The following is a 15253-nucleotide window of genomic DNA, read 5'->3' on the forward strand; positions in this document are numbered from 1 at the left end:
TTTGAACGGGAAGAAAAGTAAGCCTTATAAAAAATTTTTGAACGGATTTTTTATTATTTTTGTTATAAAGAAGCCCAGGCTTCCTTATATAAAAACACTTATAGGAGGATTTTAAAATGAATGCATTAACAGCATGGTTAGAAAAGTACATTCTTCCAGTTGCAGCAAAAATTGGTTCGCAAAAACATTTAGTGGCTTTGCGTGATGCCTTTATCGGAACAATGCCAGCAACAATGGCCGGCTCCGTGGCGGTTATGCTTAACGCAATTATTCGTGATTTACCACCACAATTTGTCAAAGGGTATGATGGAAATACGATTCCAGTTATTAAAGAAATCATTCAAATTAATGGATTTATCTGGAATGGGACATTAGCAATTGCTGGGGTAATTTTTGCTTTCTCTTGGGGGTATAATTTAGCTCGTGCATACGGAGTAAATGATTTAGCTGGTGGTATTGTATCATTAGCTGCTTCAATTGCTGGGGTAACTTACTCTTTCTCATCTTCATTAAAAGATGTTGTTGTTAGCCCTGAACTTATGGATGCAATCAATGCAACTACTGACAAATCTGGATGGTCTGCAACTGCTGATCAATTAAATGTGGGTGCTTGGGGCTGGATTCCATTAAGTAATATGGATAGTAATTTTTACTTTACAGCTATGCTTGTCGGGTTTGTTGCTACTGTTATCTTTGCAAAATTAATGTTAGCAGATATGACAATCAAATTGCCTGATTCAGTACCACCTGCAGTATCAAAAGCTTTCGCTGCGATTATTCCTGCAACTGCTGCACTTTATACAGCAGGCATTTTCTACTGGTTGTTTGCTAAAGTTGTCGACGTAACATTTATTGAATGGTTACAAGAAACAATTGCTAAACCACTATTGGGTATGACTCAAGGGTTTGGTGCAGTTGTAATTGTTACATTATTTGTACAAATCTTCTGGTTCTTCGGTATTCATGGACCTAACGTACTTGCACCAATCTTGGAAGGTGTATTCGGCGTTGCTCAATTGAAAAACGTGAACTTATTCCAAGAAGGCGGTATGGATGCAGTATTAAAGGATGGTTACAAATGGGTACGTGGTTCTTGGGATGCATTTGCATGGTTTGGTGGTTCAGGTGGTACAATCGTATTGATTATTGCCATATTACTATTCTCTAAACGTGCAGACTATCTAACTGTTGCACGACTATCTGCAGGACCTGGTATTTTTAACATTAATGAACCAGCTATGTTTGGTTTGCCAATCGTGCTTAATGCACTGTTATTCATTCCATTCCTAGTCGCTCCAGTGGTTGCGGTAGCAATTGGTTACTATGCAACACAGTTTGGATTAGTAAATCCAGTATCACAACAAGTAGTGTGGGTAACACCACCATTCTTACTTTCATTCTTAGCAACAGGTGCTGACTGGCGTGCACCAGTGGTCACATTAGTAAGTATGCTTGCTACGTTTGCGATTTGGACACCATTTGTACTTGCAGCAAATAAAGTAGATCCAGCATTAAGTGAATAAACTATATAGTGAGAACCGCTATAACCTTTGCGGGGCGGCGGTTCTCGCTTTTTAATTATTTGAACTAGTATGTAGAGACTGATACAATGAATAAAAAAGGAGGTATCGTAAATGATTAGTATAGCAAGCGCGATGCAACAAGATGCAATTAAAGATTTATTAGAAGCGTACAATGAAGAAGGAATTTCTTTTACATTTAAAGAAAAACAAGGAATCAAATTAATTTTTGAAACAACTGCTGCAGACAAAGCTGAGGCGGCAAAAAAAGCCAAAGAATTGATTAAAGCAGAACCTTGGGGAAGTGTTCTTTTCTTCCAAGCAGCGGCGGTTTAAAAAAAGATTGGACGGATGAAAATGATTAAGAATGGTTTATTTTTATGTAGTATCGGCTTTTTGATTATTTTATACAGCCTAAATCCGAAAAACCTTCAATATGATATTTTAAGTATGGTGACAGGATTTACTCTCATTGGATTAGGTGTCTTTTTTTTCATGAAAGGCAAGAAGAAAGAAGACCTTAAGAAAAAAGAGGACGGAGGTAAGAAGTAATGGAGATTGTGAAAAAATTAAATATTCCGACAGAATTTTTCTTTGATAAGATTGTCGATTCAGTTATTTTTGATATTCGAAAAGCAACAGGAAAAACACTTACAAGAAAACAATTACGCAATTATGAATATGTTAAACAATTTTCTAAAGATAGTCGGGCGAGAATAAAAATAGATAAATTTATTGAAAACCAATCTTATCATTTTCGAACATCAACAACTCGCAATTCTTATGTTGTACAATATGAGATTCGTCCTATTGATGAAAAAAGCTGTGAAGTTCATTATACTGAAACGATGGAATCATTTGGTTTCATTCAAAAAGCAAATGACTTCCTACTGGGAATGGTCCTAGGCTTTTTCAAAAAGCGTCAATTAAAAAAAATGTTGACTATGATAGAGGAATCATATTAAAGGGGTCTATTTTGACGCCTTTTCTATTTTTTATTGGTTATTTTAACTAGTCTGATAGAGTTGTACATATTATAAAATCTGAATAAGAAACGAAAGATTCGATGTGTTCGAACAATTTTTATCAGTCGGAAAAGAGGAATCCTATGAATGAAGCAAAAAAGTTAACGGACGAGTATATTCCACAAATGTTTGATTTAGCTGCTTATGCGTTTAATTTTCAAGAATTTGAACAATCCCGAAAACGTTTTGATGTCTTAGCTAAACACTCTTTCAACTATGGGGATTTAGATGGGAAAACACTAACTAGCCAAGTGATGGCGACTCCTTTTACAATCAATTTTCACGGGCAATCTTATAGTATGGCGGGAGTTGGGTTTGTTGCTTCTTATCCTGAGTATCGGGGCCAAGGTGGGATTAATCGAACGATGACTCATCTTTTGAACGATTTAAATGAACAAAAGATTGATTTGTCTTACCTGGCTCCCTTCTCGTATCCTTTTTATCGTCGATACGGGTATGAATTGTTGTTTGAACGAATGATGTACAAGCTTCCTTCTTCTGAATGGCCGAATGTTGGGAAGGTCCCTGGAAAAATGAGACGTGTGAATTATGAAGAAATAAAAGAGAATCTTCTTGCCATCTATCAAGCGATGCCAGTTCATCATCGTGGAGGGCTAAAGCGTGACGAGTGGTGGCTTACTTATAAATTTGCGATGAAGCCAGGGAAAAAGTTTGCACAGTATGAGACTGAAAATGGTGAAATAGAAGGATATATCGTGTATCGATTAGAAGGTGGTAGCTACATTATTGATGAACTAGGTTACTTAAACGATACAGCATTTCGTGCGCTTATTGGTTTCATTGGCTCACATAGCGGAGCTTTCCAAGAGTTTCAGTATGAGTCTGCCTATTCAGGAAGTAATTTAAACTACCTTTTGCCTAGTGCTCGCTTGACTATGACTCTTCGCCCGGAGATGATGGGAAGAATCATCAACATGGAACGATTCCTAAAAAAATATCCATTCAAACAAGGAAAGGCCACTGAATTTTATTTGAAAGTAACCGAAGATCCATTTGCCCAATGGAATGAAGGGACCTACCATGTGCAAATCTCTGATGATGGAAAGACACAGGTAGTGAAGCTTTCTTTAGATGCAGATGTGCCTGCAATCAATGGAGATATCCAAGCAATAACACAGCTTTTGTTTGGCTACAGAAAAGCAGATGAATTGGTCTTTCATAATCGAATAGTCGGCGATGAAGCTGCGCTAGCGACTATCTCTAATTATGTAGTGGAGAAACAACCGACGTTAGAAGATTATTTCTAAACAGCAAGGAAATAAATCATTTTATTGCCTAAGATAGCGCTCAATGATTTATTTCCTTATTTTTAAAGAAGGACGTATGTACAATATGCAAGTAAATATGAGGGATGAATTGACAGTTTCGAATCCCTGCATTAGAATAACCTAGTATGTTTCTTTTGAAAACAGACAAAACAATGCCTCTGTAGTGAAGCGGATATAACAGACCCTTCCTAAGGGGAATGTCCTCCAATCCCTAAGAGGATGAAAATAGCAAATTTGCTAATGAAAAATTAAATATGCCCCTGTAGTTAAATGGATATAACAGACCCCTCCTAAGGGTCAATTATCAGTTCAATTCTGGTCAGGGGTGTTATTGGAATCTCGTCGAAACCCTTTATTCATATGGTGTTTCGGCTTTTTTATACTTTCTATTTTTAAAAAGAATAAAATCCTCATAAGAAATATGAAAGCTAAATTCCACCCAATCATTCACTGTAATTTCTTGCTAATTGGAAACGAACTGTTTGTAGTGATTTTCCTGTTTGCTAAGAATTTGCTAATGGAATATTAGCAGAGAAACGAATCAAACGGTTCGTTTCTTTTATTTTAGTAAGCCAAGATTGCTTTTGAGCAGATATTAGTGTGCCATGTGTTTGCTAATCTGGTGATTCTTTCAGTTGTTTAATTAAGCCAGAAAGGGCAATACTTTCTTCTTTCTTTTCCTTTGATGGTTTTACATCTCGTAAATCACGATTCATAGCGTAAAAAGCTATTTCAAATTTCTGTGCATTTACTTTTCTATCTTCACCACCTATTTTTTACTTGAAGTCTACATTAACCAGTTGGCATGATAACTCCCATAATTTTGCGGATACATTAGCATCTAAGGCTTGTTTTGCAGGTTTCACTAATTTAGGATATCCATATATTTCCATGAGTTTTGTTGGACCATAAAAGGAACCACTTTTAACTTTTGGTGATGTTGCGGCAAGTAAAGAAGCTCTAACTCCTTGGCTAGGCATTTGAAGCGTATGAGAAATTAATCTAGTGTAAAAATTTTTACCAGGACCATTATCCATTAAATCTGTTGCAACCCCACCAGGATGAACGCCAATACTGATAATTCCCCAATTCGAAGCAACACTACGTTTATGAAGTTCAAGAGCAAACATCAAACATGCCAATTTAGATTGAGAATACGCAACATTGGGATTGTAATTATGTTCTAATTGCAAATCATCAAAATGAATTTCTCCAGAACGATGAGCCATACTACTAACAGTTACAACACGAGCATTTTTACTATTGCGAAGAAGTGGAAGAAGTTGTGCTGTCAAGGCAAAATGTCCTAGATAATTTGTTCCAAGCTGTAGCTCAAAATTATCTTTGGTAATTCTTCTATCTGGAGTTGCCATAACGCCTGCATTATTTATGAGAACATCTACTTTATCATATTTTGATTTAATCACTTTTGCAAACTTTTCTATTGAAGATAAGTCGGCAAGATCAATTTTTTGAAATTCTATTTTTGCACGAGGATATTTCTTTTTAATGTTTTGCACAGCTATTGCACCTTTATTGGCATTACGTCCTGCTATAATAACATTTGCTTCTGCACCTGCTAAAGAAATTGCAGATTCATATCCCAGCCCTCCTGTACCAGTGATAAGAATATTTTTTTCAACTTGAGAACCCATTTCTTTTTCTTTTCTTTTTCATCATTTCATTTATGCTCTTTTTCGCTACCTGTTCTGGATTCATAACCATTACCTTAAATAACAATGAATGGTCAATTCCTGCTTTTTAGCGAATTCTGTTTTTATGGCCCCTGGGCAAACGATTGTAACATAAACCCCGATTTCTTTTAGTTCTGTAATAAGCCTTTTGAAAAGAATAGCGTATAGGATTTTGTAGCCGTATAGACGGTATCATTTGTACAGGGAATATAAGCCCCTGTAGAAGCAATGTTTAATATTATGTCCCGATTTCTTTTTTACCATAGCGGGTAATAGATACTTCATTAGTTTACTGATAAATAGGATATGTAAATTTATCATATCGATGTCCTACTCTCCTTTTTTATAAGGCTAGTTATGACTGTATCCAGACTTTCTTCATTTTATACAAATCATAATTTCTAATTGTTCGGTGTTTTTGTTAGTAACAGTCATTTCAATGTTTACGACTTATTTGATTTATTGAATCAGGGTACTTTTACACAAAGATAAACTCAAGTTATACTTCCAAACTATGTCACCTGAGTAAATAGCAATTATCCAAAACTCAAAATCCAGACATAGACGTGTTTAACCAAAAGTTGGATCTAAGTAAAGGTTTCTTTAAACAAGTTTTAATTGAAGCAAAAGATAAAATCGATCAAACAATCAATAATATGTGATATAAAGCGGTGAGGCTCATATAGGATTTTAATCATTATACAAAATGACTGTTGACATTAATCTTTAGTTTAATGTTACCATTTATTTGAGGAGGAGAATGTTATGTATACAATCAAACAAGTATCAGAGCTAATAGGCGTCAGTAAAGTAACCCTTCGTTATTATGATAAAGTAGGAATACTTAAAACAAAACGCTCAGATAACGGCTATCGAATGTATGATGATTTAGATATCCATATTCTTAGGAACGTGCTTGTCTTTAAGCAAGCAGGATTTTCTTTGGAGGATATAAAAATTTTAACAAAACTGTACGTTTTGGAGGACGGCGCTGACTGCAATGATTTGGCAAAAGACGTGGTGTCTAAGAATTTAAAAATGATGCGCTCTCAAATAGTGTTTTTGAAAAAAGTTGTAACGATTTTAGAGGATGTTTTTCCACTTTTTCAGACACACGAGCTGTATAAATTGAATCAAAAAGAGCTTGAGCAAACAATCATGGATTTGTTTGAAGAGACAAAAGCCAATAATTTAGAGGAGAAAAAATGATATGAAAAAAAGTAAACGCAAGCGAAATGTAGTTTTAATTATATTGTTTATTGTTGTCGTTGGAGCTTCGGGGTTTGGTATTAATTACTGGCATCGAACTGAAAAGTATCAGGAGTCAATAAAAAATTTACGCATTAAAGAAGTCGATTTAGCGACGCTTGAGGATGGTGAGTATATTGGTGAGTATGATGTTGATTTTATCAGTGCAAAAGTCAAAGTCACAATTGCCAATCACAACATTCAGAATATTGAGTATATTTATCATAATAATGATCGAGGAGAAAAAGCGAGTGCAATTAAAGAAGATATGGTCGAACAACAGAAAATAAAAGTAGATGCAATTTCTGGAGCGACTAATTCAAGCAAAGTTATCCAAAAAGCAGTTGAATTAGCCTTGAGCGAGAAATAAGTATTGGTTTTTTATGATTTGCGATTGAGATGTTTCCATTTAGCACGGGGCAAGTAGCGGTGAACTAAAGGGAAACATTATTAGTTGTCCGTATTAAAAACGTTCATCTTGACTTTTGGAGAATCTGAGTGACAACTCTGAGTGATGATTGAGTGTCAGTTATCTTTAAAAAAGTTCAGACCAGGAGTATGTTTTTTTGCGCAGTCCTTCAATTCTTAAGGTGTTCCACCTTTAGAGATTGATGAGATCGAAGTGTTTTTACGGAGTCCTTCAATTCTTAAGGTGTTTCACCTTTAGAGATTGATGAGATCGAAGTGTTTTTACGGAGTCCTTCAATTCTTAAGGTGCTTCACCTTTAGAGATTGATGAGATCGAAGTGTTTTTACGGAGTGAAGACCTTCAACTCTAGCATGTCCTATGCGTAGAAGTTGTTGAGAGCGGAACGCAGTCCTTCAACTCTAGCATGTCCCATGCGTAGAAGTTGTTGAGAGCGGAACAACGTGCAGATGGAGTTGCTTTTGTACCCACCTTTTATTTGAATAAAGAGAGGCTGGGACAGAAATTTCTGTCCCAGTCTCCTCTATTATTGCTAAAGAAAGCTTTAATGTTGATGGCTAAATAACAAGGGACTCGTAATGAATAAAAAAGGATTGACAATAGACTATCGGTCGACTATGATATATCTATAGACCGATAGTCGAAAGAATGTTTGTGTTAAACGTTAGTGAGGGCTACATACAGAAGAAATAAGCGAGTTATTTATGGTAAAAAAAGGTCTATAGATAGAAGTCAGAAAATCGTTAAACTATCACTGACAGTAATTCAATGAATGTTCATAGGCTATAGGGAGGTTCTATAAAAAAAGCGGTGAGTGTAATAGATATTCTATTCTTACGAATTTGATTTATTTAGAGTGTGGTTTGATTGTTCGCTTTGCAGTGAAGTATGAAATAAGAAAGGAAACAACTGCTAATAATCAGAGAATATTATGTATTTGTTGTGTAGAGTAGGAGCAAAATAGAGGTGGGAATTATAAATTGTCGCTGGGTATACTGTCCTATATGTAATAACAAAACGCGAATTCAAATACGATTTGATACAGAAATGAAAAATTTCCCCTTGTTTTGTCCAAAATGCAAGCAAGAGAATTTAGTTAACATTAAAGAAAACATAATAACGGTCATTAAAGAGCCAGACACAAAGAGGCAGAGCCAATAATAGGGAGAGTATACATCTACCCATATTGTTGGTTTTTTTGATTGTCAAAATAGTAATTTAACTAAAATACTAGCTTGCGATATTGTAGAATTTTTCTTTCGTTGAATTGAGTAATTAAAACAAACTGCTACTGAATAGGTGTCTAATGCTTGAGATGCAAAGGATAGAGTATTGTAACGACTACAAAATGTGGAGAGGCAAAAGGAGGGGAATTATGGTTCATGAAAGACTGTCAACAAGTCAAGAAGTCGAAGCTTATTTTTCTGATTACGATCAATCTTTAAAGATGAATCCATGTGAACAAAAAAAATTATTGAGTTACTACGCATCGATTAAGCTGGAATTTTCAACAGTCCTTTCGAATGTCCATCGTGAAACTTATTTAGATAGTCTGATGAAGATTCTTTACTTAGATGCAAAACTACAAATTCTGTTTTTCTTTTGGCTAGAAAATAATTTACATAATTGCTCAGAAGACGAGGTTATCGCAATCGTAGAAAAGGATTGTCAGACGTATTATTTAGAAGCTTTAAATATCTCCAAAAATTCGCAAATCCCCGCTCCATTTATTATAAATAATCGCTGTCTGTATAAAGGAGGACAAATTCATGAGAGATAAAGTATTCACTTCTGATTTCATTTTAGAAGGAGCTTATAAATTAGCAACAAAATCTGGTCTTAGTGCAATTACGGCTCGAGGGTTGTCGAAGTCGATAGGGATATCTACACAACCATTATATGTTGGATTTCAAAGTATAAGTGAGCTGCGAGCGGCCACTAGCAAATTGATGTTTACAAGAATCGAAGAAAAATATTTTTTGAAAAATCGAACCATCGATGACTTTGTGGACAATTTTTATTGTTATGTGAAAGAACAAAAAATTCAATATCTATCGCTAACGACGGATCGTTATTCGTTAGAAGAGACACAATCATTCTTTTTTAAGAAATTCTGTGAATCAATTGCAGACAATAAAACAAAAAGTAAATGTTCTGCAGAATTACTGCTCACTTATGCTCAAATCGTTGGACCAATAGTAGCTTTGGTAACTACCGCTGATCAATTTGATGATCCCGAAATCATTCAAGAGTTATGCGAGCCGATTGTTTGGGAGTATTTAGAGAAAGTAAAAGTTTAGCATGATACGCTAAGAGGTTGGGGCAGAATTTTACACGGATTTAACTTATCGTAAATATTACAATCAATTTCAAATGATGTGGCTTGATTCTCCAACTGCATTTAATGGTAGGCAACAAACGACACTAAAAATCGTAATATTTAGCGAAAGTGAATTACATGATGTCTACCAATTGATAGATTATAAAAGAGCACCAAATAACAAAAAATTTGAATAATATCGCCTAAAAATAGCTAGTTAAAGTGCACGATCTCTGCTTCATATATCGTCACCTTGACCAGCTATTTTTAGCTATTAAAGAAAGTATGATTTTAGGCTGGAGATGGAGTTACTTCTGAGCTCAGTCTCTTCGCATTGTTCGATTTTCCGCGGTTGGCTAACCATAAATAAACGTTTCATTATGAACGAGAGTGCTACGATTCAGAAAACTATTGTCCGTCTATTTTAGTTTATGAATCAAAAATTTATTTTTTTTGAAAAAAAATGAAAATTTAATTGCCTTTTACTGATTTTTAATTCATACCATTTCTTATATGCTTAAATACGTAACAGATTTGTTTTTAGGAGGAATTTATTTTGAAAAAAATTGTTTTATCAGGAATTATTTTGTCAGCAGCTATTTTATTAGCTAGCTGTGGCTCTGCAAAAAAAGATTCAACTGAAGGAAGTGTTTCTGCCAAATCAGACAAGGCAACGATTAGTGTAAAATCAGGAAACTATGTCTTGGAGGAAGGAAAGACGGTTGGAGAGGATGAGGGCTACTTAGCTTTAGAACTATCCATTAAAAATAATGGAAAAGAAAGTATGAGTGTTTCTAGTGAAGATTTTACATTGTATGATGAAAATGATAACAAAATACCAGGTGAGAACATTTATTCGGATGATGATACGTTTAAAAGTTTTTCTGGAGATAATCTATCCGGTGGGAAAAATCTAAATGGATATGCCGTATTCAAAGTGGATAAAGAAAAAAAATATGAATTACATTATTCTCCAATTCTCTTTGATTCGGAGTCAGAATCAAAAGATATTGAGCTACAAATTGATACAGCAGACTATACTGACCACACAAAAAATATCGAAACAGCAGTAGATAGCTATATCTCACAAGTATTTTTAAATAAGAAAAAAGAAAGCGCGAATGAGAAACAGAAAAAAGAGGAAGAAACGAGTAGTGACTTAACCAACGATTTAGTAAAAGAACACAATGATTTCAATCAAAAATTTGCTGAAGAAGTGACTAGTATGTTTGAATACTACAAGCCTTCCAGTGAAGAGTGTAATAAACTAGTCACAGAAATTGAAGCTGCGAATCAAAAAAAGGCCAAACTTACTTATAAAGTTTGTTCAATGTTCCCTAATCAAGTAGTACTTTTTATCAAACCAGAAACAATAAATCTAGATGATGTTGATCTAACATCTGTTGAAGATAAGTTTATCTCTGAAAATGAAGGAAAATACTCTGAAGATGATTACGATAAGGTTTACCAAGATGCGGAAAAGTTTTTCCTTCAACAATTACCTACCAAATTAAATGTAACGCCTATTTCGACATCAGATATGATGGATAGTGGGGATGGCTTCAAAATTAAGCTGACTAAAAATAAAGATAAGTGGCAGATTGACTCTTCTGATTCTAGTGGAAATAGTGAGTACCAGTATCTTGTGAGAAGCTTCATGGGCGAATTAGATAGTTAGAAATTGAATAAATTTTTATTTCCTATCAAAGTGTTTTGAGTGCTTTTCAACTATATTGTCAAAATATGCCTGATTTTCTTCAATTTTTAAAATATTTGACAATAATAATACTATTTTACTGATCTGCTATCTCTCTTAGGGGTGTATAATTTCCTGTGATTATCAAAGACTGTCAATCTGAATAGATGTTCTAGAGCAACAATGTACACTTTAAATTTTTATTATAACCGACTATTGGAGTGAATTAGAATGAAAAAAACATCAACTATCATCTCATTAGGTATTCTGCTTTCATCTTCTCTGTTGCCCGTTTTTGCAGTTGCTGAAACGACAACCACTGAAAGCATTTCTTCATCAGAAACAGCGGAGAGTGTCGCTTTACCTGGCTCATCATCTTCTGTCATTGAATCGTCCACTTTAGAAGATACAGGGACAGAGGCTAGTTCTGGAACTTCTACAACAAGAGAGGCGACCGATATAACTTCATCTGTTTCAAAAACAACATCACAAAGTACAACTGAAGAAATGGAAGCAACACAAACTACTAGTATTAATTCTTCAGAAAAAACATCAAAAGCTTCAGATGATATTGCCACAGGGGTATTTGGAACTTCTGCCTGGCGGATAGATGCGCAAGGTGTTCTATCATTTGAAGCAGGTACATTTGATTCAGGACAGGTCAATCACTGGAAGGCTTACGCATCAGAAATAAAAAAGATTGTTTTTAATGGTCCTGTGAAAGCTGATCAGGATAGTTCCTTATTGTTTGCTAATTTATCTGAGGTTACTGAATTTGTTAACCTAAATTTATTAGATACCTCCGAAGTTTATAATATGAGTAGCATGTTTTCAGGATGTGAAAAAGTATTAAATTTAGATTTAACCAGTTTTGATACCTCCGAAGTTTATAATATGAGTAGCATGTTTTCGGGATGTGAAAAAGTATTAAATTTAGATTTAACTAGTTTTGATACCTCCAATGTTAGCGACATGTCTAGTATGTTTTTTGAAACATCCGGCCTAGAATATTTGAATGTTTCAAGCTTTGACACTTCAAAAGTAAAAAAAATGTCGGCGATGTTTTCTAATATACATTCGCTTAAAAATTTAGATTTAACTAATTTTCAGACCTCACAGGTAACCGATATGCATGGAATGTTTGAAAATGATTACAGTTTGCAAAGCTTAGATTTAACCAGTTTTGATACATCAAATGTTACAGACATGGGTATGATGTTTTCTGGGTGTCAAGCTGTTGATGATTTAGATATTTCAACATTTAATACATCAAAAGTGCGTGTTATGTATGGTATGTTTCAAGGGATGAAGGAACTTACAAACCTTAATGTAACCAGTTTTGATACATCTAGTGTTACGATGATGGACGCTATGTTTGCAATGATGGATAATCTTATTAGTATTGATGTAACCAATTTTGATACATCTAGTGTTACGATGATGAGCAATATGTTTTCTGAAGACAAAAGTTTGGAAAGCTTAGATTTATCAAGCTTCGATACTTCTCAAGTGAAAAAGGACGGTTTAAGTGGAATACTATCTGTAGACTATTTCGGAAAGTGGACGCTTAAAGAATTAACATTAGGTCCGAACTTTAATTTTCAGCAAACGAAAGATGCTGACTTACCGTTAATTTCAGAGACGGATTTGTACACAGGGAATTGGCAAACTATTGGTGATGGAACTGTAGAACATCCGAACGGACAAACTATTTGGTCTTCAGATGAATTGATGATTAATTACAATGGTGCAACAGATGCAGAGACATATGTTTGGCAACCAAAAATTGCGGCAGATATCACTGTGAAATATCAAGACACAAATGGGAACAAAATCGCAGAGGACGTTGTAAAATCTGGAAATATTGGGGATGCTTATACAACGGAACAAAAGGACATCAAAGGTTATACATTTAAAGAAGTTGTTGGAGCTGCCTCAGGTAAATTTACTGACAAGGCCCAAACCGTCACTTATGTTTATACAAAAGACCCAATTAAAGCAGCAGATATCACTGTGAAATATCAAGACGCAGAGGGGAACAAAATCGCAGAGGATGTTGTAAAATCTGGAAATATTGGGGATGCTTATACAACGGAACAAAAAGACATCAAAGGTTATACATTTAAAGAAGTTGTTGGAGCTGCCTCAGGTAAATTTACTGACAAGGCCCAAACCGTCACTTATGTTTATACAAAAGATCCAGTTAAAGCAGCGGATATCACTGTGAAATATCAAGACACAGATGGGAATAAAATTGCAGAGAACGTTGTAAAATCTGGAAATATAGGGGAAGCTTATACAACGGAACAAAAGGACATCAAAGGTTATACATTTAAAGAAGTTGTTGGAGCTGCCTCAGGTAAATTTACTGACAAGGCCCAAACCGTCACTTATGTTTATACAAAAGATCCAGTTAAAGCAGCAGATATCACTGTGAAATATCAAGACGCAGATGGGAACAAAATTGCAGAGAACGTTGTAAAATCTGGAAATATAGGGGAAGTTTATACAACGGAACAAAAAGATATCAAAGGATACACATTTAAAGAAGTCGTTGGAAATGTTTCAGGTAAGTTTACTGACAAGGCCCAAACCGTCACTTATGTTTATACAAAAGACCCAGTTAAAGCAGCGGATATCATTGTGAAATATCAAGACACAGATGGGAACAAAATCGCAGAGGATGTTGTAAAATCGGGGAATATTGGGAATGCTTATACAACGGAACAAAAGGACATCAAAGGTTATACATTTAAAGAAGTTGTTGGAGCTGCCTCAGGTAAGTTTACTGACAAAGCTCAAACCGTCACTTATGTTTATACAAAAGATCCAGTTAAAGCAGCAGATATCACTGTGAAATATCAAGACACAGATGGGAACAAAATCGCAGAGGATGTTGTAAAATCGGGGAATATTGGGGATGCTTATACAACGGAACAAAAGGACATCAAAGGTTATACATTTAAAGAAGTTGTTGGAGCTGCCTCAGGTAAGTTTACTGACAAAGCTCAAACCGTCACTTATGTTTATACAAAAGATCCAGTTAAAGCAGCAGATATCACTGTGAAATATCAAGACACAGATGGGAACAAAATCGCAGAGGATGTTGTAAAATCGGGGAATATTGGGGATGCTTATACAACGGAACAAAAGGACATCAAAGGATACACATTTAAAGAAGTCGTTGGAGCTGCCTCAGGTAAGTTTACTGACAAGGCCCAAACTGTCACTTATGTTTATACAAAAGACCCAGTTAAAGCAGCGGATATCACTGTGAAATATCAAGACGCAGATGGGAACAAAATCGCAGAGAACATTGTAAAATCGGGGAATATTGGGGATGCTTATACAACGGAACAAAAAGACATCAAAGGTTACACATTTAAAGAAGTCGTTGGAGCTGCCTCAGGTAAGTTTACTGACAAGGCCCAAACTGTCACTTATGTTTACACAAAAGATCCAGTTAAAGCAGCGGATATCACTGTGAAATATCAAGACACAGATGGGAACAAAATCGCAGAGGACGTTGTAAAATCTGGAAATATAGGGGAAGCTTATACAACGGAACAAAAAGATATCAAAGGATACACATTTAAAGAAGTCGTTGGAGCTGCCTCAGGTAAGTTTACTGACAAGGCCCAAACCGTCACTTATGTTTACACAAAAGATTTGAACCATGGACAACCTGCACCTCCTGATAATTCGAATGACGACGATGGTGAAGTTGATGTTCATTATAGATCGGATTCAGGAGATGAAATAATCCCTGATAAAAGAATCAAAGGTCCTGTAGGAAACACTTATACAAGCGAGCCCGCTCAGACACTTCCAAAAACAGGAGAAGATGTCACCTTATCAACGATATTTAAGGTTATCGGAAGTCTTTTAATTCTAACGACAGTCGGTATAGGAACATTTATTTTAAATAAGAAGAAAGACTAAGCATTAAACATGAATGCGATGCGTCAAATTCTACTTTTTTGAAGGTAACGATTCTCCTTTCAATAAAATAGACGACGCACCGCATTTCACTG

At 35.2% G+C, this 15253-nt stretch carries 13 protein-coding genes and 1 tRNA gene; 13 read left to right on the forward strand and 1 reads right to left on the reverse strand.

Annotated features, from left to right (window positions below; genetic code table 11):
- Window positions 1-116 precede the first annotated feature (116 nt).
- The 6 genes from IGI37_RS05445 to IGI37_RS05470 all read left to right on the forward strand — a co-directional run bounded on the left by IGI37_RS05445 (window position 117) and on the right by IGI37_RS05470 (window position 4162).
- Window positions 117-1523, forward strand: a complete 1407-nt coding sequence (locus IGI37_RS05445; protein ID WP_438760427.1) for a PTS sugar transporter subunit IIC — start codon at window positions 117-119, stop codon at window positions 1521-1523.
- A 111-nt stretch (window positions 1524-1634) separates the two neighbouring features.
- On the forward strand, window positions 1635-1856 hold the full coding sequence (locus IGI37_RS05450) for a hypothetical protein (protein ID WP_438760429.1): 222 nt from the start codon (window positions 1635-1637) through the stop codon (window positions 1854-1856).
- A 21-nt stretch (window positions 1857-1877) separates the two neighbouring features.
- A complete protein-coding gene (locus IGI37_RS05455; protein ID WP_438760431.1) occupies window positions 1878-2072 on the forward strand; it encodes a DUF3188 domain-containing protein in 195 nt (64 codons plus the stop codon).
- Entirely contained in the window at window positions 2072-2485 is a 414-nt protein-coding gene (locus tag IGI37_RS05460; RefSeq protein WP_438760432.1) for a DUF3284 domain-containing protein, read from the forward strand. Before IGI37_RS05455 ends, IGI37_RS05460 begins: the two co-directional genes overlap by 1 nt.
- A 143-nt stretch (window positions 2486-2628) precedes the next feature.
- Window positions 2629-3813, forward strand: coding sequence for a GNAT family N-acetyltransferase (locus IGI37_RS05465; protein ID WP_438760433.1), 1185 nt, complete (start codon window positions 2629-2631; stop codon window positions 3811-3813).
- Window positions 3814-4090: 277 nt separating this feature from the next.
- Window positions 4091-4162, forward strand: a tRNA-Arg gene (locus IGI37_RS05470).
- A gap of 448 nt (window positions 4163-4610) precedes the next feature.
- On the opposite strand, the gene IGI37_RS05475 is transcribed toward IGI37_RS05470, so the two are convergent.
- Window positions 4611-5489, reverse strand: coding sequence for an oxidoreductase (locus IGI37_RS05475; RefSeq protein ID WP_438760434.1), 879 nt, complete (start codon window positions 5487-5489; stop codon window positions 4611-4613).
- A gap of 804 nt (window positions 5490-6293) precedes the next feature.
- On the opposite strand from IGI37_RS05475, the gene IGI37_RS05480 reads away from it, so the two are divergent.
- The 7 genes from IGI37_RS05480 to IGI37_RS05510 all read left to right on the forward strand — a co-directional run bounded on the left by IGI37_RS05480 (window position 6294) and on the right by IGI37_RS05510 (window position 15161).
- Window positions 6294-6737 carry a MerR family transcriptional regulator gene (locus tag IGI37_RS05480; protein ID WP_438760435.1) on the forward strand — a complete coding sequence of 148 codons (444 nt, stop codon included), beginning with the start codon at window positions 6294-6296 and terminating at the stop codon, window positions 6735-6737.
- Window position 6738: 1 nt separating this feature from the next.
- On the forward strand, window positions 6739-7146 hold the full coding sequence (locus tag IGI37_RS05485; RefSeq protein WP_438760436.1) for an FMN-binding protein: 408 nt from the start codon (window positions 6739-6741) through the stop codon (window positions 7144-7146).
- Between the two features lie 1023 nt (window positions 7147-8169).
- On the forward strand, window positions 8170-8364 hold the full coding sequence (locus tag IGI37_RS05490; protein ID WP_438760437.1) for a cysteine-rich KTR domain-containing protein: 195 nt from the start codon (window positions 8170-8172) through the stop codon (window positions 8362-8364).
- 214 nt (window positions 8365-8578) lie between these two features.
- Complete coding sequence (locus IGI37_RS05495) at window positions 8579-8983, forward strand: DUF7006 family protein (protein WP_438760438.1); 405 nt, start codon at window positions 8579-8581, stop codon at window positions 8981-8983.
- Complete coding sequence (locus IGI37_RS05500) at window positions 8973-9503, forward strand: hypothetical protein (RefSeq protein ID WP_438760439.1); 531 nt, start codon at window positions 8973-8975, stop codon at window positions 9501-9503. The genes IGI37_RS05495 and IGI37_RS05500 overlap by 11 nt, the downstream gene beginning before the upstream one ends.
- A 576-nt stretch (window positions 9504-10079) precedes the next feature.
- Entirely contained in the window at window positions 10080-11201 is a 1122-nt protein-coding gene (locus tag IGI37_RS05505; protein ID WP_438760440.1) for a DUF4352 domain-containing protein, read from the forward strand.
- A 249-nt stretch (window positions 11202-11450) separates the two neighbouring features.
- Entirely contained in the window at window positions 11451-15161 is a 3711-nt protein-coding gene (locus IGI37_RS05510; protein WP_438760441.1) for a MucBP domain-containing protein, read from the forward strand.
- Window positions 15162-15253 lie beyond the last annotated feature (92 nt).

Source organism: Enterococcus sp. AZ194 (assembly GCF_051713825.1).
Lineage (GTDB): Bacteria > Bacillota > Bacilli > Lactobacillales > Enterococcaceae > Enterococcus_K.

Bases quoted from the DNA above. Each gene is read 5' to 3' on its own strand.
- IGI37_RS05460 (WP_438760432.1), top strand. From the start codon at position 2,072: ATGGAGATTGTGAAAAAATTAAATATTCCGACAGAATTTTTCTTTGAT.
- IGI37_RS05495 (WP_438760438.1), top strand. From the start codon at position 8,579: ATGGTTCATGAAAGACTGTCAACAAGTCAAGAAGTCGAAGCTTATTTT.
- IGI37_RS05450 (WP_438760429.1), top strand. From the start codon at position 1,635: ATGATTAGTATAGCAAGCGCGATGCAACAAGATGCAATTAAAGATTTA.
- IGI37_RS05500 (WP_438760439.1), top strand. From the start codon at position 8,973: ATGAGAGATAAAGTATTCACTTCTGATTTCATTTTAGAAGGAGCTTAT.
- IGI37_RS05445 (WP_438760427.1), top strand. From the start codon at position 117: ATGAATGCATTAACAGCATGGTTAGAAAAGTACATTCTTCCAGTTGCA.
- IGI37_RS05485 (WP_438760436.1), top strand. From the start codon at position 6,739: ATGAAAAAAAGTAAACGCAAGCGAAATGTAGTTTTAATTATATTGTTT.
- IGI37_RS05510 (WP_438760441.1), top strand. From the start codon at position 11,451: ATGAAAAAAACATCAACTATCATCTCATTAGGTATTCTGCTTTCATCT.
- IGI37_RS05455 (WP_438760431.1), top strand. From the start codon at position 1,878: ATGATTAAGAATGGTTTATTTTTATGTAGTATCGGCTTTTTGATTATT.
- IGI37_RS05480 (WP_438760435.1), top strand. From the start codon at position 6,294: ATGTATACAATCAAACAAGTATCAGAGCTAATAGGCGTCAGTAAAGTA.
- IGI37_RS05475 (WP_438760434.1), bottom strand. From the start codon at position 5,489: ATGGGTTCTCAAGTTGAAAAAAATATTCTTATCACTGGTACAGGAGGG.
- IGI37_RS05465 (WP_438760433.1), top strand. From the start codon at position 2,629: ATGAATGAAGCAAAAAAGTTAACGGACGAGTATATTCCACAAATGTTT.